We start from the raw sequence: 18,446 nt of genomic DNA on the forward strand, positions 1-18,446 counted from the left end.
GCGTTCTGTACCGCTTGGCACGCCGCCTACCTCGCAAAGTAGGATGGAAACAGACAACTGGCGCGCTGCCGTTCGGCAGCCGCTTCGTTATTTCACAAAGACATACATCGAAATTCACACCGATTTCCAGACCCTACTCATCGCCGCCCAACGACCACCGCTCGGCCCAGTCGCCGACGCGACCGAGACGACGGAGTGATTCTTGCTCGCCATTCTTCTTGCGCACACCGCAGCCGCGCTGCTCGCGCCGCTGTTCGTCCGGTGGTGGGGTCGCAATGCTTTCTTCCCGCTCGCTCTCGTACCCCTGCTCAGCCTGATCTGGGTGTTCGGCAACTGGGGAACCGACCAGAAGCTGAACATCGAATGGGTCCCCGGGTTGTCGATGAACATCGACATGCGGTTCGACTCACTCGCCGCCATCATGTCGCTGCTGGTGTTGGGCATCGGTGCCCTGATTCTGCTCTACTGTGCGCGTTACTTCGAGGACGACGAGCCCCGGCTCGGCTTGTTCGCCGCCGAAATGGTCGCGTTCTCCGGTGCGATGTTCGGCCTCATCACCAGCGACAACATGCTGGTGCTCTACATCTTCTGGGAAATCACGACGGTCCTGTCGTTCCTGCTCGTCGGCCACTATGCCGAGAGAGCGTCGAGCCGACGCGCGGCCACCCAGGCACTGCTCGTCACCACTGCGGGCGGCCTGGCGATGCTGGTCGGCATCATCATTCTGGGCCAGGTGTCCGGCACCTACAACCTCTCCGAGCTGGTCGCGAACGCGCCCGGCGGCTGGTTGCCCGGTGTCGCGATCGTGCTGGTTCTCATCGGCGCACTGAGCAAGTCGGCCATCGTGCCACTTCACTTCTGGCTCCCCGGCGCCATGGCCGCCCCGACTCCGGTCAGTGGTTACCTCCACGCCGCGGCGATGGTCAAAGCGGGCATCTACCTGGTGGCGCGCCTGGCCCCTGGGTTCGCCGATTCCGGCCCGTGGCGCGCCACCGTGATCAGCCTCGGACTGCTGTCGATGATCCTGGCCGGCTGGCGAGCCCTGCGCGCATTCGACCTCAAACTGATCCTCGCGTTCGGAACCGTCAGCCAGCTCGGCTTCCTCATGGTCCTGGTCGGCATCGGGTCGGAGAAGGCGATGCTCGCCGGCCTGACGATGGTGATCGCACACGCGATGTTCAAGGCGACCCTGTTCATGGTGGTCGGCATCATCGATCACACCACCGGCACCCGCGACATCCGCAAACTCGCCCACCTGGGCAAGAAGGCTCCCTGGCTCGCCGCGATAGCAGCGCTGGCCGCGGCCAGCATGGCCGGACTACCGCCGATGCTCGGCTTCGTCGGCAAGGAGACGGCGTTGTCGGCAGTGATCAGCACGCCGACACTCGATCCCACGGTCGCAGCCTTCGTCGTCGCAGGCCTGGTGATCGGCTCGATCCTCACCGTCACCTACAGCATCCGGTTCGTGTGGGGTGCATTCGCGCGCAAGCAGCTCAAGCGGGCGAGTCCGTCGGTCAAGGCGATGCACGCGCCGTCCGCACTGTTCCTGGCGGCACCCGCATTCCTGGCGGTGCTCGGCCTGGTCGCGGGGTTCGGATCCTCGGTCGTCGACCACATCGTCAGCCCGTACGCCCGCACCCTGCCGTCGTACGGCCAGGAGCCCTACCACCTGGCTCTCTGGCACGGTTTCAACCTTCCGCTCGCGCTCACGGTCGTCGTCGTCACCGGCGGTGTCGGGCTGTTCATCGCCCACCGGGTCGTCAACCGGCTCAAGTTCGAGCATCCCCCGCTCGGCAATGCAGACCGCATCTACGACAACGTGCTCAAGTACATGGATGCCCTCTCCATCCGCCTGACCGGCACCACGCAGCGTGGTTCGCTCCCCCTCACCCAGGGCACCATCCTGCTGACACTGGTGCTGCTACCGATGATCGTGTTGCTCGTCGGCCAGGATTCCGGCCTGGACTACACCCTGTGGAACTCCCCGTTGCAGGTGATCATCGGGGTGATCATGATCGCGGGCGGTCTCGGAGCCACGGTGATGCGCAACCGCCTGGCCAGCGTCATCCTCGTCGGGCTCACCGGCTACGGCTGCGGCGTCATCTTCGCCATCCACGGCGCACCGGACCTGGCACTGACACAGTTCCTGGTCGAGACCCTCACCCTCGTCGTGTTCGTGTTGGTGCTGCGCAAGCTGCCTGCCGAGGTCGACGATCGAGGCTCGGCCGGCTCCCGCGGACCACGCGCCGTGCTGGCCGTCGCCGTCGGAGCGACCGTCAGTGTGTTGGGCGCATTCGCGATGAACGCCCGCAACACGGCCCCGGTGTCGTTGCTCCTGCCGGACGCCGCATACGAACTCGGCGACGGCAAGAACGTCATCAACGTGATCCTCGTGGACATCCGAGCCTGGGACACCCTCGGCGAGATCTGCGTCCTGCTCGTCGCGGCGACGGGTGTGGCGAGCCTGGTCTTCCGCAACCGCCGGTTCGGCAGTGCTCCGCGGGTGTCGGACGCCCCCGCATCGAACGCCTCCTCGTCGAACTCGGACGCGAATTTCTCTGCGGAGACGACGTGGCTGCTCGGCGGCGATCTGATCGATCCGCGGCATCGGTCGTTGATCCTGGAGGTCACCACGCGCTTGATCTTCCCGACGATCATGGTGCTGTCGATCTACTTCTTCTTCTCCGGCCACAACGCCCCGGGCGGCGGTTTCGCCGGTGGGCTCACCGCCGGACTGGCGCTGGTGCTGCGGTACCTGGCCGGTGGCCGCTACGAGCTCGGCGAGGCAGTGCCGATCGACGCCGGAAAGATCCTCGGACTCGGATTGATCTTCGCCGCCGGAACCGCGGTGGCGTCGATGTTCCTCGGAGCACCGGCGTTGTCCTCGGCGACGTTGGAGGTGACGTTGCCGATTCTCGGCGACATCAAGTTGGTCACCGCATTGTTCTTCGACCTCGGTGTGTATCTCATCGTGGTCGGGTTGGTACTCGACGTGCTCCGTAGCCTCGGTGCCCGTCTCGACGCGCAGGTGGAAATGCAGAGCCAAGGCCGAGTGAGCGCCCCATGACCGCAGATCTCGGAATGCTGATCATCACCGGCGTCCTCGTCGCATCGGGTGTGTACCTGTTGCTCGAACGCAGTATCACCAAGATGCTGCTCGGACTGCTGCTGTTCGGTAACGGCGTCAACCTGCTGTTGCTCACGGTCGGCGGCCCCGCGGGAGCTCCGCCCATCGTGGGCCGCGACAACGCGGTCAACCAACAGATGGCAGACCCGCTGGCCCAGGCAGTGATCCTCACGGCAATCGTCATCACGATGGGAATCGCGGCGTTCGTGCTGGCCCTGGCGTACCGGTCGTTCACTCTCAACACCAAGGACGACGTCGAGAACGACCCCGAGGACACCAAGGTCTCGCGGCGTCGCTCGATGGCCGAGGCCCCCGACCGAGATCGTTCGGACGACCCGGTGACGGGTGAGCCGAGCTTCGGCGGCGACGCGTTCGACTCGAAGGGCAACCCGATTCCGATCGAACAACTCGTCAATCGCGAGGATCTCGAGTGCTACGAGGACCTGCACGACGGCGACTTCGACAACGACGACGACAACCCGCAGCTGCGCGGGCTGGACGGACTCGACACCGCCGAGAAGGACGACAGCCGACCAGATGAGAAGGGAGACCACGCATGACGATCTCCCCCGCAGTGATCGACGTTCTGACTCCGCTGCCGGTGCTGATTCCGATGCTCGCGGCGGCGTTGACCCTGGTGCTGGGACGACGGCCCCGCGCGCAGCGATTCATCACCCTCGTCGCGCTCACCGCGGTGGTCGCGATCTCGTCGATGATGCTCTACCTCGCCGACCGCGACGGCACCAGCGCGCTGCAGGTCGGTGGTTGGGACTCGCCGCTCGGCATATCTCTCGTGGTGGATCGCCTGTCGGCGATGATGCTCGTCGTCTCGTCCATCGTGCTGCTCGCGGTCATGGTGTACTCCATCGGCCAGGGCATACGCGACGGCAGCGAGAACCAGCCCGTCTCGATCTTCCTGCCGACCTATCTCGCGTTGACCGCGGGCGTCTGCAACGCGTTCCTCGCAGGCGACCTGTTCAATCTGTTCGTCGGCTTCGAGGTGTTGCTCGCCGCCTCGTTCGTGCTGCTGACGCTCGGTGCGAGTGCGGACCGGGTGCGCGCGGGCGTGTCGTACGTGATGGTGTCGATGGTGTCCTCGCTGATCTTCCTGATCGGCATCGCGCTGGTGTACGGCGCAACCGGGACGCTGAACCTGGCCCACATCGCGGTACGGATGGACGACATCAACTCCGGAACAAGAACCGCGATCTTCGCGGTCCTGCTGGTCGCGTTCGGCATCAAGGCCGCGGTGTTCCCGCTCTCGACGTGGCTGCCCGACTCCTACCCCACCGCCCCGGCACCGGTCACCGCCGTGTTCGCCGGCCTGCTGACGAAAGTCGGTGTGTACGCGATCATCCGCGCCCACACCCTGCTGTTCCCCGACGGCTCGCTCGACAACGTCCTGATGGTCTGTGGCCTACTGACGATGCTCGTCGGCATCCTCGGCTCCATCGCACAGAGCGACATCAAGCGACTGCTCTCGTTCACCCTCGTCAGCCACATCGGCTACATGATCTTCGGTGTCGCGTTGTCGACACAATCGGGATTGTCCGGCTCGATCTACTACGTCGCCCACCACATTCTGGTGCAGACGACGCTGTTCCTCGTCGTCGGTCTCATCGAGCGTCAGGCCGGTTCGTCCTCGCTTCGACGCCTCGGTGGATTGGCTGCGGCCAGCCCGGTTCTCGCGATCGTGTTCCTGGTGCCTGCCCTCAATCTCGGTGGCATTCCTCCGTTCTCGGGCTTCATCGGCAAGGTCGCACTGCTGCAGGCCGGTAGCGAACAGGGCAGTGTGTTGGCCTGGTTGCTCGTCGCAGGCGGAACCGTCACCAGCTTGCTGACGCTGTACGTGGTGGCTCGGGTATGGACCAAGGCGTTCTGGCGCGCCCGCGCCGATGCGCCCGAGGGCGACCTGGCCGACAACAGCCCGTCCGCTCTTCTCGACGACTCGTCCGACATCCAGTTCGGTGACCGCGAGGACGTGGGCCGGATGCCCGCCTTCATGTTGCTCCCGACCATCGGGCTCGTTGCCGTCGGCCTGGCCATGACGGTGTTCGCAGGCCCCATCATCGACATCAGCGACCGCGCTGCGGCAGACCTTCGCGACCGCTCGGTGTACATCGATGCTGTGCGCGGTGCCGAATGGGTCGGCGATCAGGCCTACGAGCAGTCGCGCACGAACGAGGAGGGCACCCGATGAAGATGAACCGCTCCGTTCTGCTGCGCCTGTGGACGCTGGCGTGGCTGACGGCGATCTGGGTACTGCTGTGGGGCAACGTCTCTGCGGCGAACGTTCTCGGTGGGATAGCGGTGGGACTGCTCATCATGGTGCTGCTGCCGTTGCCTCGTGTTCCGGTCGAGGGCCGCATCCACGGGTTCTCGCTCGTCAAGCTCGCCGTCGTATTTCTTTACTACGCAGGGGAATCCAGCGTCAGCGTGGCCTGGTTGGCGATCCGCCCGAAAGCGCCGCCGGTCACCGGAGTGCTGCGCTGCCGCATCGCGATCAAATCCGATCTGGTGCTCACGCTGTTCGTCGACGCGATGAACCTCGTTCCCGGCACCATGGTTCTCGAGATCGACCGAACCAGACGGTTGCTCTACGTGCACGTACTGGACATGGGCACGCAGAAGGCCGTCGACGGCTTCTACGCCTACGTCCGAAACCTGGAGAAGCTGTTCATCGCGGCATTCGAGCGAGATTCGGACTGGAAGCCCAGCCCCCTGCACTACCAGGAGTACGAGCAGTATCACGGGGTGCTCGGCGACGATCCTGCCGCACAGGATCCCGACGCTCCTCGGGACGACAAGAAGACCGACGACAAGAGGAAGGGGGACTGGTCGTGACCGTCGTTCTCGCCATCGCCGGTGCCCTTCTGTTGGCCGCTGCAATCCTGACCGCGTACCGGCTGCTCGACGGCCCGAGCACGCTCGACCGTCTCGTCGCGATGGACACGATCCTCGCGGTCTCGATGTGCGGTCTCGGGGTATGGGCCGTCTACAGCCGAGACACCACCCTCGTACCGGCCATCGTTGCGCTGTCCCTGGTCAGCTTCGTCGGATCGGTCAGCATCGCACGCTTCAGAGTGAGGGACGAATGAGCACCGTAGCCCAGGTCATCGCATCCGTCTTCATCCTGTTGGGGGCATTGCTGGCGTTCACTGCCGCTGTCGGCATCGTGCGCTTCCCCGACACCCTGTCGCGGATGCACGCGGCCACCAAGCCACAGGTCGTCGGCTTGATCATGGTTCTGATCGGAGCCGTCATCAGCCTTCGCGGCAACGTCGACATCTGGATGCTCGTGCTGGTGGGTATCTTCACCCTGGTGACCGCCCCGGTGATCGCGCACACTGTCGGCCGCGTCGCCTACCGGGAGCAGCGCGGCCGCGACGGACTGCTGATCGTCAACGAGATGGAACCGAACGAAGCGGATCAGTAGCGCACGCGAATCAGGATCGAAGGTCGGTGACCAGCGATTCGACGACGGCTCGCAGGTCACCGTCGGATTTCGCGGCCACTATCCGTTGACGCTGGTACGACGCCCCGAGCCGAGGGATGTCGGCCACCGCTGCCAACTCGTCGACGCAACCGAGTCGCACCGCCGTCGGCGTCAGCTTCTCGAGCAGGTCGTTCAGATCGTCGGTGACCAGACGTTCGTTGCTGTCGGAGTCGAGAATGATCTCGGCGTCCAGTCCGTATCGAGCGGCCCGCCACTTGTTCTCCTGCACGTGCCACGGCGGTATCGACGGCAGGGTCTCCCCCGCTTCGAGACGTTCGTCGAGATGCACGATGAGGCAGTGTGTCAACGCGACGAGAGCCGCGAGCTCCCGCTTGGTCGACGCCCCGTCGCACACCCGGACCTCGATCGTTCCCCACTTCGGTGCAGGCCTGATGTCCCAGTGCATGCCGCCGAGTTGTTCGATGACGCCGGTCTTGAGCTGGTCACGGACGAATCCCTCGAACTGTGGCCAGTTCTCGAACTGGAACGGTAGACCGGCCGTCGGCAGCTGTTGGAACATCAGTGCCCGATTGCTGGCGTAGCCGGTGTCGTTGCCCGCCCAGATCGGTGAGGACGCCGAGAGCGCCAACAGGTGCGGGTACTGCAGCAGCAGCGAGTTGAGAATGGGAAAGACCTTGTCGGGAGACGACACTCCCACGTGCACGTGTACACCCCAGATCAGCATCTGCCGACCCCACCACTGCGTACGAGCGATCAACTCGTCGTAGCTCGGCGAACTGGTGAGCTGCTGGGTGGACCACTCGGCAAACGGATGGGTGCCCGCAGAGAACAGATCGATTCCCAGCGGATCCGCGGCACGCTCGACGAGCGAGAGCGACTCGCCGAGGTCTGCCATCGCCTCCCCGACGTTCTCGCACACTCCGGTGACGAGTTCGACGGTGTTGCGCAGCAGTTCCTTGGTCACCCGCGGGGTGTCCCCGGCCAGGTCGCGGACGCCGTCCATGACCGCCTCGGCGGAGTTGACAAGGTCCCGCGTGTTCTTGTCGACCAGCGCGATCTCCCACTCGACGCCGAGCGTCGGGCGCGGTGAACTCGCGAAGTCGATCCGGGGAGCGCTCAAACTACTGCAGTACCGCGCATGCCGCCCGCGAGCCGGCATCGCCGGTCATCAGAGTCGTCATGTCCGGGACAGCGGCACCGTCGGGCAGGGTGTACCGCGGCGGGATGTTGGCGAAGTTGTCGGCACCCTCGTGCACGATCACCGAGGTTCCGGCACCGTCCGCACGCAGATCGTCGAGTGTGATCGCGTCGGTGGTGGTCATCAGCATCCCGGTGCCGTCCTCGCCGACCTGGATGGACGTCAGGTCGCCGCTGGCCGGGTGTTCGGTGCGGCCGTCGACCTGCAGGTGACCGCCTGCGGACAGGAACGCGCCCGGATCTCCGCCGGTCGGTGCAACGGAGTTCGGCTCGCAGGCGGCGACGGCATGCACGTGGAAACCGTGGAAGCCGGGGGTCATGCCCTCGACCTCGGCCGTGACGGTGAGTTTGTCGCCCTCGGACGCGAAGGACACCGTGCCCACCTCGGCACCGGAAGCGTCGCGCAGTGTGCCCTCGATGGTGTCGCCGGAGCCCGACTCGGCCGGGCTGTCACCTGCGACGGCTTCTGCCGACGGATCGGCCTCGCCGGTCCACACCGGCGGGACGGTGCCGGGGACATCGGACGGAACCTCGCCGTTGCTGCAGGCGGAGAGCCCGAGCGCTGCGATCGCGAGGACCGGGGCCACGTAACGCAATGAGCGGGTCGCAGCAGTGCGTCGCTTGAACATGTCCATCGGAAATCGCTCCTCTTTCAGGCAGTTTCGCCGGGCTCGGAAATGATAACGTGCCGACCGATTCAGCCGAATCGGGCACGGAGGTCGACGCTGTGGGACTCGCCGCTGCAGGACTACTGGGTCACGATGACGACGACGCCTGCCGTGGATTCGAGCGAGGTCGGCTTCGGCTCGGCCGGGACGCCGAGCTGCGTGGCGATCGTTTGTGCGGCCTGTTCCTCGCCTGCTGTCGTGCCGTAGTACACCGCGGTCTGCGCGAACTGGGCTTCGCTGAAGTTGCCCGTCTCGGCGACGTTCCACCCCTCGGCGGTCAGCGTGCTCGCGGTACCGGCCGCCAGGCCGGAGACGTTGGAGTTGTTGAGTACCCGCACTTCGACGTCGGCGGGGGCACCCGAGGTGGTGGTGGCTGCAGAACCGGTCGACGCGTCGGCGGCCGGCGCCTGCGCTGCAGGGGCCTGCGCGGTCGGGGCGACTGCAGCCGGTGCACTCGTCGTCTCGGCGGAGGGCTCGGCGGCCGCCTCGTCGGAATCGGAACCCGTCAGCGACAACGCGCCGATCGCTGCGAACAGAATCGCGAGCGAGATCAACACCATGGCCAGGGCACGGAGAGGTGGCCCGGTCTGCTCCGGGTTCGGGCTGCTCACGTACTCGACCCTAGCCGACCGTCGACGACGACTCGGCACGTGGAACGCAAAGAGCTGCTCAGACGTCGAAACCCAGCCGACGTGCCGCACGAGCCTTCTGCCGGCTCGCACGCAACCGACGCAGGCGCTTGACCAACATCGGATCGGCGGCCAGCGCCTCGGGACGATCGACCAATGCGTTCAGGATCTGGTAGTAGCGGGTTGCCGACATGGAGAAGAGTTCCTTGATGGCCTCTTCCTTCGCACCGGCGTACTTCCACCACTGCCGCTCGAAGGACAGGATGTCGTGCTCTCGTCGACTCAGTCCGTCCGCACCGACCTCGTTCGGATCCTGAGAGCCGTCCGAACTTCCCGGTTGCTGAGACTGGTTCGAGTCACGCGCTGCTGCGCCGTCCATCCCACTCCTCGACTTCTCGACTCCCCGGGGTCTGCAAGGTCACCTACCCCGAGAAATCTGCTTCCCCCAGTACTGCCGGCACCCGTAGGAGCACCGACCGAATTACACAGTTGTACTTCGGGAATCATTCAACCATGCTCGACGCCTCGAGCACGGCTCCCGCGAGGTACCGGCGCGTGGCGTGTTCCCCGCACCCGGCCACACGCACCAGGCCCTCGGGTCGTTCCGCAGGCTCCACTCGCGCCCCCTGGGTCGTTCCGCAGGCTCCACTCCCGGCCCCCTTGGGTCGTTCCGCAGGCTCCACTCCCGGCCCACTATCCTTGTCGACCATGGCAATTCTTCCCATCCGGATCGTCGGCGATCCGGTGCTGCACACCGCAACCGCTCCCGTCACCGAGTCACCCGCCGAGCTGGCCGAGCTGATCGCCGACATGTACGAGACGTTGGCCGCCGCGAACGGCGTCGGCCTCGCCGCGAATCAGGTCGGAGTCGGCAAGCGTCTGTTCATCTACGACTGCCCCGATCAAGGCGAGGACGGCAAGATCTTCCGCCGCCGCGGCGAGGTCGTCAACCCGGTGCTCGAGACGTCGGAAATTCCGGAGACGATGCCCGACCCGGACGACGACGACGAGGGCTGCCTGTCCGTCCCCGGCGAGCAACACCCCACCGGGCGCGCCGAGTGGGCCCGAGTGACCGGTACCGACGCCAAGGGCGATCCCGTCGACATCGAGGGCCACGGCTTCTTCGCCCGGATGCTCCAGCACGAGGTGGGTCACCTCGACGGCTTCCTCTACACCGACGTGCTCATCGGGCGACATGCGCGGGCCGCGAAGAAGGCCATCAAGCGCGCCGGGTGGGGCGTGCCGGGGCTGAGCTGGACGCCCGGCACCGTCGACGACCCGTTCGGGCACGACGACGAGGACGAGGACTGACCGTCCCGGTGGGTACACGGGTGATGCTGCGCTACCGGCTGCCACCCGGCCACACCCACCCGATGACGGACGTGATCGGCGAACTGGTGGCCATCGACGCCGGTGCGGTCTCGGTGCGCGGCAGAGACGGCGCGCTGGTACAGGTCGCCGCCGAACGAGTCGTAGCGTTGAAACCTTTGGGCCCCAAACCGATTCGAACGTCGGAGATTCGATCGCTCGAGGCCGCTGCCGCCGACGGTTGGCCGGGCGTCGAGCGGGAATGGATCGACGGTTGGCAACTGCGGTTCGGTCACGGATTCACCGGACGCGCCAACTCGGCCGCACCGCTCGAACCGGGAGCGTCGATGACGGCCGAGACTCTCGCGGAGATCGTCGACCGATACGCCGCTCGCGGACTACCGCCGACGCTGTCGCTCCCCGACCGTCTCGGCAGCGCTCCGGCCGGCTGGTCGACCTACAACGAGAGCGCCGTCATGGCTGCGGACATCTCGAATCTTGCTTTACGCGATGGTGATTCGGCCATCGCCGTGACCGAGGAGCCGACGGCCGAGTGGTTGGCTTCCCTCCACTACCAGGGCGGCAAGGCACCCGCGGGCGCAGCGGAGGTGGCCGCCGCAGTCCGGGGCGGCACGCTCGGTTTCGGCATGATCGGCGCGCGCTCGTCGTCGGCAGCCGTCGGTCGCGCGGCCGTCACCACCGCCCCCGACGGTCGTTGCTGGGTGGGACTGACCTCGCTCTGGGTCTCCCCGGATCATCGACGCAACGGCCTCGGCACCCTGATGTGCGGCGAGTTGGTGCGATGGGGACGCGAGCACGGCGCGACACACGCGTACCTGCAAGTGGCCGTGGACAACACCCACGCCGTCGGCCTCTATCGAGATCTCGGTTTCGTCGACCACCACCACTATCGCTACGCCCGGCCCGAGAACGCGATCGGTCCGAACCCTGTCGGAGGCGTTCGATAGGGTTCCTTCCCGTGCGCTTGGCTACTTGGAATGTGAACTCCGTCCGCTCTCGTCAGGATCGAATCGTCGATTGGCTGCAGCGATCCGATGTCGATGTCCTGGCGATGCAGGAAACCAAGTGCAAGGACGCGCAGTTTCCGTACGAGCGGTTCACCGACATCGGGTACGAGGTCGCCCACGTCGGGCTGAGCCAGTGGAACGGCGTCGCGATCGCGTCTCGCGTCGGATTGGACGACGTGCAGGTCGGGTTCGAGGATCAGCCCGGGTTCAGCAAGGATCCCGAGGTCGATCCCGCTCAGGAGGCCCGCGCCATCGGTGCCACGTGCGCCGGGGTCCGCGTCTGGAGCCTGTACGTGCCGAACGGCCGCGAACTCGCAGATCCGCACTACACCTACAAGCTCGAGTGGCTCGCAGCACTGAAGGCCGACGCACAGGCGTGGGTGGCGGCGGATCCGCAGGCGCAGATCGCGCTCGTGGGCGACTGGAACATCGCGCCCACTGACGACGACGTCTGGGATCCCGCACTGTTCGAGGGCAAGACCCACACCTCGCAGCCCGAGCGTGATGCCTTCACCGCGTTCGGCGATGCCGGCTTCACCGAGGTGACGCGGCAGTTCACCCCCGAGCCCAGGACGTACACCTACTGGGACTACACGCAGTTGCGGTTCCCGAAGAAGCAGGGCCTGCGCATCGACATGGCGTTGACCTCACCCGCCCTGGCGGCTCGGGTGACCGGTGCGTCCATCGACCGCGAGGAGCGCAAGGGCAAGGGAGCCAGCGATCACGCTCCGGTGATCGTGGAGATCGGCTGAGCGGTCACTCGACGACGAGGTCCATGAACTCCTCGTGCTGCGCCAGGTATCGCCGGACATAGGTGCAGATCGGCACGATGCGCCACTGCCGATCGCGAGCGGTGTTCAGCGACGCCCTCACCAGCACGCCCGCCCACCCGCGGTCGCCGTATTCTTCCTTGACGACGGTGTGCATGAGCGCGACGACCGGGCCCACGCCGCCGTCGTCGCCCTCACCGAAGCGATATCCGAGAATGCCGACGAGTTCGTCGTCGACGAAAAGATCGAACCTGTTGTGATCGACGTCGTCCTCGATGCGAACGACGGGCCGGTCGACCGGAGCGGGTCCCTGGACCCGTCGTGGAAGTATGTGACTCATGTCACTCATGAGACCAGTGTTGTCCATGTGACGCGGGGAGAGTGCACCGATCGTCGCCGAGTCGTGCCCTTAATGTGACCGAGCGATGGTCTCCGGAAACAGACGTCAGAGCGCGACGAGCATGTCGTTGTACTCCGGATTGGCCGCGGCGAAACGCTGCACGTAGGTGCAGACCGGCTTGACCTTCCAGCCGTAGGACCGAGCACTGTCGAGTGCGCGCCGCACGAGAATGCCCGCCAGACCCTGATGACCGAAATCCTCGGTGACGACCGTGTGCATGAAGGACACGACATGAGTTCGCGTCGCACGCTTGCCGTTTCCCTCGACCTCGTAGAAGCCGACGATCCCGACGAGATCGCCGTTCAATCGAAGCTCGAACCGGTTCTGATCCTTGTTGATCGAGACATCAGCGCTAGGAGAACTTGCAAGCATGGGACGCCTCCTTCGCTGTGTGTGGAGTGGTGAACGAATGAAATCTTTTGTGACGTGCACCACTATTAAACATGCGCACGGTGGGTCTGTCACCTTTTCTACCAACAAACCTTCGGATGCGTAGGTTCGTCCGCCGAACCCGACTCGAATGCTGGTACGGATCATAAGCGACCCTGTTCGGCGTTGTGATACAACAACATTCAAGGCCCGCTCATGTTTTCGCCATGTACTCGGCATTCCGTTTCACCGGCAGCGACCCCCGTCTCCGCGCACGCCGGTACTGTCTTCTCTCGTGAAGTTCCTACCGCTCACGCCCAACGGCGAGACTCCTGTCCGCGCGCTGACCATCGCCGGAACCGACTCCGGTGGCGGTGCCGGAATCCAGGCGGACAGCCGAACGATGGCCCTGCTCGGCGTCCACGCCTGCGTTGCTGTCGCTGCGGTCACGGTCCAGAACACCGTCGGCGTGACGGGCTTCCACGAGATTCCGCCGGACGTCGTCGCAGCGCAGGTTCGCTCCGTCGTCTCCGACATCGGCGTCGGCGCAGCGAAGACCGGAATGTTGGCCTCCACCGCGATCATCGAAGCGGTCACGGCCGTCTGCACCGAGGTGGGCATCGGCCGAGATCAGCCGGTTCCCCTTGTCGTGGATCCGGTGTGCGCGTCGATGCACGGGGATCCGCTACTGCACGCCGAAGCCCTCGACGCCATCCGGCACACCCTGTTTCCCATCGCCTCGCTGGTGACCCCCAACCTCGACGAGGTTCGGCTCATCACCGGCATCGACGTCATCGACGACTCCAGCGCGCACCGCGCCGCCGAGGCCCTGCACGGATTGGGCGCGCAGTGGGCCCTGGTCAAGGGCGGTCACCTGCGGACGTCCACACACAGCACCGATCTGCTGTTCGACGGCGACACCTTCCTCGAATTCACCAGCGAACGCATCGACACCGGCAACGACCACGGCGGTGGCGACACCCTCGCCGCATCGATCGCCTCGGCCCTGGCGCACGGATACTCCATGCCCGACGCGGTGGCGTTCGGCAAGGAGTGGGTCACTCGCTGTCTGGCCGCGTCCTACGACCTGGGCGCGGGCCACGGACCGGTGTCACCGCTGTGGCGACTGCACGAGTCGGAGGATGCGTAGGTCGTCGGGCGCGCCCTTGATCTTCGGAGCGAAGAAGCTGCGGCGATAGGGCTTGGACACCACATGCAAGGCGTCGAGCACCTCCGGCGGGACCCCCTCGAGGGCCGCCGCGGAGATCATGATGTTGCCGTTGCCGCCGGTCTGCATCACCCGGGCGGCGACGGTGACGTCGACGCCCAGCCAGTCCGATCCCACCTGACGCGGGCTGCCGGTGTGGATGCCGACGCGCATCGTCGGGGTGTAACCGTCGACGTCGACACCCTTCAGTGCCTCGCGGGCCGCGAAGACCGCGTCGACTGCTTTGCCCGCATCGGCGAACACCGCCATGATGCCGTCGCCCAGTCTCTTGACGACGTGGCCGCCGCGGAACACGACCTCGGGTTCGACCGCTTTGGAAACCTTGCGGAGCAGCGTCAGGGTGGCGGTGTCGCCGGCGCGCAGCGACCACGACGAGAACCCGACGAGGTCGGTGAAGACGATGGTGACGTCCTGTTCGCCGCGCCCCCGGCCCGTCCTCTCGAGGATCGCCTGCCACACCTGCAAGGCACCGCGGCCGACTTCACGGGATGCGCCCGGCTCGTCGTCGAGTCCGTTGGCAACCAGAAAGCGATCGGCGACGCGGGCAACGGCAAGGGCTCGCCCCGGCCCGTCGATCGACAGGGGATCACCGAACGTGGGGTCGCCGGGTAGTGCGCGACGCACACGTCGTACCGCCCCGACCACCTTGGGCGCTCGGTTGGTGGTGCGAACCCACTCCACCACCGAGTCCACGACTGCGTTCACAGCATCGAGCGTAACTCACAGTTACACATACTCGCCCTTATCCTTCGGCGCGCGCGGCCTCGCGCTCGGCACCCACCGGAACCCCGTTGGGGCCCTCCACCGACTGCGCGTAGACGCCGATGCCGTAGGCCACTGCCGCACCGTTCTTCGCCAGTGCGGCGCGGTCGACGTTCGCCAGGGTGTCCTGGTCGGTGTGGTAGTTCTCGTCGAAGGTCTGATCGGCGGTGCCGCCCCACTTCTCGGCCTGCGCGGCGGTCTTGTTCTCGTCCGCTCCGCTGAACACACCACCGGCGGGGATGCCCACCTCGATGAACGGGCCGTAGTCCGAGCGACCGTCGAAATCGGTCCCGTCGACGGCTACGTCCTCGGCTGCCAGGTGCTCGACGAAGGTGCGCTCGATGGCGTCGGATCCGGCCGGGCCTGCGGGCTCACCCACCTGGTCGGAGTCGTCGCCGTCGTAGGCGAGGTAGCCGGCGTTGTGCGAGCCGATCATGTCGAAGTTCAGGTACAGCGCGATGTTCTGCTTGTCCTCGTCGGACAGGCCCTCGACGTACTTGGTGGAACCGACGAGTCCGTTCTCCTCGGCACCCCAGAACGCGAAACGTACCGCGTTGGTGACCTCGGGTGCACTGCCCATCTGCAGTGCGGTCTCGAGTACTGCCGCCGTGCCGGTTCCGTTGTCGTTGATGCCGGGGCCCTCGGGAACGCTGTCGAGATGCGCACCGGTGACCACCACGTTCTCGGTGGAACCGGTGGTGGTCTGCGCAATGATGTTGCGACTGGTGGTCGTTTCGGTTTCGGTGACGAGTGTCAGCGTCACCTCGGGTGCGGCCAGCACGGCCGCACCGTCCTCCTGGCTGACGCCGCCGGTCGGAATCCGGGCAGTGTCGGCGTCGCCGAGGGTGCCCGAATCGAGCGGCCCGGGTTCGTTGTTGACGATGATCGCGGCGGCCGCTCCCAGTTCTGCGGCAACGGTCTGCTTCACACCGAAGGCGCACACTCCTCGCGGCACGACCGCGACGGCTCCGGCCAGGTCGAGGCCGGTGTAATCGGTCGCCTCACAGCCGTCTGCACCGGCGGGAGCGCCGACGACGCGTGCGGTGATTCCCTCGGCGGTGGTGGTGGGCGAGTAACTGAGCGCGAACACCGGGATCTCGGTGCCCGCAAGCGACAGAGTTTGGGTCTGCGCCTCGAAGGTCTCGAATTCGAATTCCGGGGTGGTGACCTCGAACCCGGCCGATTCGAGTTGCGAGACAACATAATCGACACTCGCGTCGTAACCGGCGGTGCCGGCAGCGCGATTTCCGTCGTTCTCGGCGGCGATGGCTTCCAATTGTTCGAGGTGCCCCACCAACGCGTCCTCGGTGACCGCGGCAGAGAGCCCCGGCCCGTCGGGTGTCGCGAAAACTCTGGCCGGTTCCTCGTCCGAGGTGGACGAGCAACCGGCCAGAATCAAGACAGTGACAGCGCTACCTGCAAGTAGGGAAATCCGCATAGCGGACACCCTACCGGCGAGCGGCGTCAGGCGTCCCGACGATTGACGACGAACACTGCCGCTCCGAAGATCACCGCGGTGAAGGCGACGAAGTAGATCAGTCCGCCGATCGGACCCCAGTGGAAGTCGACACCTCCGCTGGATCCGAGGAAGTGATTGGCGTTGAGGAAGGGCAGGAACGGCTGGATCTTCTCGCCGACCGTCGGAATCACCCCGACGAGGTTCTCGATGAGCAGTGGCCACAGAAGCAGGATGGCGATTGCTCCGGCGGACTGCCGCATGAGAGCGCCGACGCCGATGGCCAGAACGACCTGGACGAACGCCAGGATGGCGGTCCCGTACAGGACGCGCCAGGTTCCATCGATGTCGAAGCCGAGCAGCGCACCTGCCTGCTCACCGGCGAGCGCCTTGGCGAGGTAGAGCCCGATGACGGCGAGCACGAACGACAGGATCGCACCGTAGACACCGACCAGCAGGGCCTTGGCCGCCAGTACCGATCCTCGGTTGGTCACGGCCTGGAACGTGGTTCGGATCAGACCGAACCGGTATTCGCTGGTCACGGTCAACGCGGCCAGGATCATCAACACCATCGAACCGAAGGTTCCGACGCCGAGCCCTACGACGTCGGCTGCCGTCGTGGGCGGAATGCCCTCGGGCGCATCGGTTTCGGTGGCCAACTGAGCGGCCCAGCCCAGTATCGACGCGAATCCGAGACCGAGCACCACGATGATCGCGCTGCACCACCACGGCGATTTGGTCGAGGTGAACTTGATTCTTTCTGCTGCCAGTACGCCCATCAGAGTGAACCGCCCATCGCTTGCTGAGTGTTGGGGTTTTCGGCTCCCGCGCCGTGGTATTGCACTGTGTCTCCGGTGAGTTTCATGAAGGCTTCCTCGAGCGATCCTCGTTGAGAGGCCAACTCGTGCAGAGTGATTCCGGCTCGACCGGCGATGTCGCCGATCGTGTCGGTCGTGGAGTTCAGCACCACGAGCGAGGGCTGAAGTTCATCGGTCTTGTCCGGCTCGCGCACGGTGAGACCGGCCGTGGTCAACGCCTGACGCAGACCGTCGAGCTGCGGGCTGCGCACGCGCACCGATGCTTCGGAGGCGTGGTCGATGAATTCCTGCACCGAGGAATCCGAGATCAGCTTGCCGCGTCCGATGACGATGAGATGCTCCGCTGTCTGAGCCATCTCCGAGAGGAGGTGGCTCGAGACCAGCACCGTGCGACCCTCGGCTGCCAAGCGCTGCATGAACTTTCGGATCCAGACGATGCCCTCGGGATCGAGTCCGTTGACCGGCTCGTCGAACAGCAACACCTTGGGGTCGCCCAGCAAAGCGCCGGCGAGTCCCAGCCGCTGCGACATACCGAGCGAGAAGCCACCGGCATTCTTCTTGGCGACCTCGGACAGGCCAACCAGACGCAGCACCTCGTCGACTCGCGACTTGGGGATGCCGTTGGACGCGGCCATCCACTCGAGGTGTGCACGAGCCGATCGGTTGGGGTGCACCCACTTGGCGTCGAGCAGGGCGCCGACGGTACGCAGTGGTTGCTTCAGGTGGCTGTAGCTCTTGCCCTCGATGGTCGCCGTGCCCGAGGTGGGTCGGTCGAGTCCGAGGATCATCCGCATGGTGGTCGACTTGCCTGCGCCGTTGGGGCCGAGGAAGCCGGTCACGATGCCGGGTTTGATGGTGAAGGTGAGGTTGTCGACCGCCGTCACCGCGCCGTATTGCTTGGTCAGTCCTGTCACTTCGATCATGGGTACAACTGTCCCCCATCGACAGCGTCCGCACATCGACCCACAGTCGACTCTTCCATCATCCTTTCGGATGACACACACCCTGAGACAGTCGGTCGCAGAGGCGGTGAGCGGTCACTCAGGCGGCACGCGGTCACACGGGCGCGGCCGCAAATGCGCGCGCGTTTGCCGGATGCGCGCGGAATCGCCTCGCATTCGCCACAATTCTGCGCGCGTTTCACAAATGCGCGCGCGTTTGCCGGATGCGCAGCACCACATGCAACGCAGCCGATCACATGGGCGGCACGCGGTTATATGGGGTGGCAC

General features: G+C 65.7%; 20 protein-coding genes. 10 read left to right on the forward strand and 10 right to left on the reverse strand.

The features are described 5' to 3' along the window. Positions 1–202 precede the first annotated feature (202 nt). The 6 genes from ABZ677_RS01805 to mnhG are packed head-to-tail and all read left to right on the forward strand — an operon-like array spanning position 203 to position 6,563. The gene (locus tag ABZ677_RS01805; RefSeq protein WP_358366332.1) at positions 203–3,067 is read left to right on the forward strand and encodes a Na+/H+ antiporter subunit A; all 2,865 of its coding nucleotides are present in this window, start codon (positions 203–205) and stop codon (positions 3,065–3,067) included. After that, positions 3,064–3,687, forward strand: coding sequence for a Na(+)/H(+) antiporter subunit C (locus ABZ677_RS01810; protein WP_037186728.1), 624 nt, complete (start codon positions 3,064–3,066; stop codon positions 3,685–3,687). Before ABZ677_RS01805 ends, ABZ677_RS01810 begins: the two co-directional genes overlap by 4 nt. After that, the gene (locus tag ABZ677_RS01815; RefSeq protein ID WP_037186727.1) at positions 3,684–5,327 is read left to right on the forward strand and encodes a Na+/H+ antiporter subunit D; all 1,644 of its coding nucleotides are present in this window, start codon (positions 3,684–3,686) and stop codon (positions 5,325–5,327) included. The genes ABZ677_RS01810 and ABZ677_RS01815 overlap by 4 nt, the downstream gene beginning before the upstream one ends. Positions 5,328–5,329: 2 nt before the next feature. Then, positions 5,330–5,971: a Na+/H+ antiporter subunit E gene (locus ABZ677_RS01820; protein WP_329955303.1), complete on the forward strand. Its 642-nt coding sequence runs from the start codon at positions 5,330–5,332 to the stop codon at positions 5,969–5,971. Beyond that, on the forward strand, positions 5,968–6,225 hold the full coding sequence (locus tag ABZ677_RS01825) for a monovalent cation/H+ antiporter complex subunit F (RefSeq protein WP_037186722.1): 258 nt from the start codon (positions 5,968–5,970) through the stop codon (positions 6,223–6,225). The genes ABZ677_RS01820 and ABZ677_RS01825 overlap by 4 nt, the downstream gene beginning before the upstream one ends. After that, positions 6,222–6,563 carry a monovalent cation/H(+) antiporter subunit G gene (gene mnhG, locus ABZ677_RS01830; RefSeq protein ID WP_094632626.1) on the forward strand — a complete coding sequence of 114 codons (342 nt, stop codon included), beginning with the start codon at positions 6,222–6,224 and terminating at the stop codon, positions 6,561–6,563. Before ABZ677_RS01825 ends, mnhG begins: the two co-directional genes overlap by 4 nt. 10 nt (positions 6,564–6,573) lie before the next feature. Here the strand turns inward: mnhG and ABZ677_RS01835 are convergent, their stop codons facing one another. The 4 genes from ABZ677_RS01835 to ABZ677_RS01850 form a co-directional block, all read right to left on the reverse strand. Beyond that, positions 6,574–7,704: a glutamate--cysteine ligase gene (locus tag ABZ677_RS01835; protein ID WP_230596122.1), complete on the reverse strand. Its 1,131-nt coding sequence runs from the start codon at positions 7,702–7,704 to the stop codon at positions 6,574–6,576. Between the two features lies 1 nt (position 7,705). Then, entirely contained in the window at positions 7,706–8,416 is a 711-nt protein-coding gene (locus tag ABZ677_RS01840; protein WP_052047257.1) for a superoxide dismutase family protein, read from the reverse strand. Between the two features lie 113 nt (positions 8,417–8,529). Beyond that, a complete protein-coding gene (locus tag ABZ677_RS01845; protein WP_358366333.1) occupies positions 8,530–9,060 on the reverse strand; it encodes a LytR C-terminal domain-containing protein in 531 nt (176 codons plus the stop codon). Between the two features lie 58 nt (positions 9,061–9,118). Next, positions 9,119–9,457: a DUF3263 domain-containing protein gene (locus ABZ677_RS01850; protein WP_032393769.1), complete on the reverse strand. Its 339-nt coding sequence runs from the start codon at positions 9,455–9,457 to the stop codon at positions 9,119–9,121. A gap of 329 nt (positions 9,458–9,786) precedes the next feature. Between ABZ677_RS01850 and ABZ677_RS01855 the strand changes: the two genes are divergently transcribed. Genes ABZ677_RS01855 through ABZ677_RS01865 form a run of 3 tightly spaced genes read left to right on the forward strand, consistent with a single transcriptional unit; the run spans position 9,787 to position 12,166 of the window. Then, positions 9,787–10,389, forward strand: a complete 603-nt coding sequence (locus ABZ677_RS01855; RefSeq protein WP_094632625.1) for a peptide deformylase — start codon at positions 9,787–9,789, stop codon at positions 10,387–10,389. A gap of 23 nt (positions 10,390–10,412) precedes the next feature. Next, the gene (locus ABZ677_RS01860; protein WP_358366517.1) at positions 10,413–11,354 is read left to right on the forward strand and encodes a GNAT family N-acetyltransferase; all 942 of its coding nucleotides are present in this window, start codon (positions 10,413–10,415) and stop codon (positions 11,352–11,354) included. A gap of 11 nt (positions 11,355–11,365) precedes the next feature. Next, entirely contained in the window at positions 11,366–12,166 is an 801-nt protein-coding gene (locus ABZ677_RS01865; RefSeq protein WP_094632623.1) for an exodeoxyribonuclease III, read from the forward strand. A 4-nt stretch (positions 12,167–12,170) separates the two neighbouring features. On the opposite strand, the gene ABZ677_RS01870 is transcribed toward ABZ677_RS01865, so the two are convergent. Both ABZ677_RS01870 and ABZ677_RS01875 read right to left on the reverse strand, forming a co-directional pair. After that, entirely contained in the window at positions 12,171–12,524 is a 354-nt protein-coding gene (locus tag ABZ677_RS01870; protein ID WP_052047393.1) for a GNAT family N-acetyltransferase, read from the reverse strand. 105 nt (positions 12,525–12,629) lie between these two features. Continuing rightward, the gene (locus ABZ677_RS01875; protein WP_037186711.1) at positions 12,630–12,956 is read right to left on the reverse strand and encodes a GNAT family N-acetyltransferase; all 327 of its coding nucleotides are present in this window, start codon (positions 12,954–12,956) and stop codon (positions 12,630–12,632) included. A gap of 292 nt (positions 12,957–13,248) precedes the next feature. Here ABZ677_RS01875 and thiD point away from each other — a divergent pair, with 292 nt between their 5' ends. Then, positions 13,249–14,103: a bifunctional hydroxymethylpyrimidine kinase/phosphomethylpyrimidine kinase gene (gene thiD, locus ABZ677_RS01880; RefSeq protein WP_037186709.1), complete on the forward strand. Its 855-nt coding sequence runs from the start codon at positions 13,249–13,251 to the stop codon at positions 14,101–14,103. Here thiD and ABZ677_RS01885 read toward each other — a convergent pair. The 4 genes from ABZ677_RS01885 to ABZ677_RS01900 are packed head-to-tail and all read right to left on the reverse strand — an operon-like array spanning position 14,065 to position 18,140. Beyond that, positions 14,065–14,886 (reverse strand): adenylate/guanylate cyclase domain-containing protein, encoded by an 822-nt coding sequence (locus ABZ677_RS01885; RefSeq protein ID WP_358366334.1) that lies wholly within the window; start codon positions 14,884–14,886, stop codon positions 14,065–14,067. The two genes, thiD and ABZ677_RS01885, sit on opposite strands and share 39 nt — an antisense overlap. Positions 14,887–14,923: 37 nt before the next feature. Then, positions 14,924–16,381 (reverse strand): M20/M25/M40 family metallo-hydrolase, encoded by a 1,458-nt coding sequence (locus tag ABZ677_RS01890; RefSeq protein ID WP_094632620.1) that lies wholly within the window; start codon positions 16,379–16,381, stop codon positions 14,924–14,926. A gap of 26 nt (positions 16,382–16,407) precedes the next feature. Further along, positions 16,408–17,178 (reverse strand): ABC transporter permease, encoded by a 771-nt coding sequence (locus ABZ677_RS01895; RefSeq protein ID WP_037186706.1) that lies wholly within the window; start codon positions 17,176–17,178, stop codon positions 16,408–16,410. Next, positions 17,178–18,140, reverse strand: a complete 963-nt coding sequence (locus ABZ677_RS01900) for an ABC transporter ATP-binding protein (protein ID WP_037186705.1) — start codon at positions 18,138–18,140, stop codon at positions 17,178–17,180. Before ABZ677_RS01900 ends, ABZ677_RS01895 begins: the two co-directional genes overlap by 1 nt. Between the last annotated feature and the right edge of the window lie 306 nt (positions 18,141–18,446).

The sequence above is a fragment of the Rhodococcus sp. NPDC006774 genome (assembly GCF_040636045.1).
Lineage (GTDB): Bacteria > Actinomycetota > Actinomycetes > Mycobacteriales > Mycobacteriaceae > Rhodococcoides.

Bases quoted from the DNA above. Each gene is read 5' to 3' on its own strand.
- ABZ677_RS01810 (WP_037186728.1), top strand. From the start codon at position 3,064: ATGACCGCAGATCTCGGAATGCTGATCATCACCGGCGTCCTCGTCGCA.
- ABZ677_RS01815 (WP_037186727.1), top strand. From the start codon at position 3,684: ATGACGATCTCCCCCGCAGTGATCGACGTTCTGACTCCGCTGCCGGTG.
- ABZ677_RS01820 (WP_329955303.1), top strand. From the start codon at position 5,330: ATGAACCGCTCCGTTCTGCTGCGCCTGTGGACGCTGGCGTGGCTGACG.
- mnhG (WP_094632626.1), top strand. From the start codon at position 6,222: ATGAGCACCGTAGCCCAGGTCATCGCATCCGTCTTCATCCTGTTGGGG.
- ABZ677_RS01840 (WP_052047257.1), bottom strand. From the start codon at position 8,416: ATGGACATGTTCAAGCGACGCACTGCTGCGACCCGCTCATTGCGTTAC.
- ABZ677_RS01850 (WP_032393769.1), bottom strand. From the start codon at position 9,457: ATGGACGGCGCAGCAGCGCGTGACTCGAACCAGTCTCAGCAACCGGGA.
- ABZ677_RS01855 (WP_094632625.1), top strand. From the start codon at position 9,787: ATGGCAATTCTTCCCATCCGGATCGTCGGCGATCCGGTGCTGCACACC.
- ABZ677_RS01860 (WP_358366517.1), top strand. From the start codon at position 10,413: ATGCTGCGCTACCGGCTGCCACCCGGCCACACCCACCCGATGACGGAC.
- ABZ677_RS01870 (WP_052047393.1), bottom strand. From the start codon at position 12,524: ATGAGTCACATACTTCCACGACGGGTCCAGGGACCCGCTCCGGTCGAC.
- ABZ677_RS01875 (WP_037186711.1), bottom strand. From the start codon at position 12,956: ATGCTTGCAAGTTCTCCTAGCGCTGATGTCTCGATCAACAAGGATCAG.
- ABZ677_RS01890 (WP_094632620.1), bottom strand. From the start codon at position 16,381: ATGCGGATTTCCCTACTTGCAGGTAGCGCTGTCACTGTCTTGATTCTG.
- ABZ677_RS01895 (WP_037186706.1), bottom strand. From the start codon at position 17,178: ATGGGCGTACTGGCAGCAGAAAGAATCAAGTTCACCTCGACCAAATCG.
- ABZ677_RS01900 (WP_037186705.1), bottom strand. From the start codon at position 18,140: ATGATCGAAGTGACAGGACTGACCAAGCAATACGGCGCGGTGACGGCG.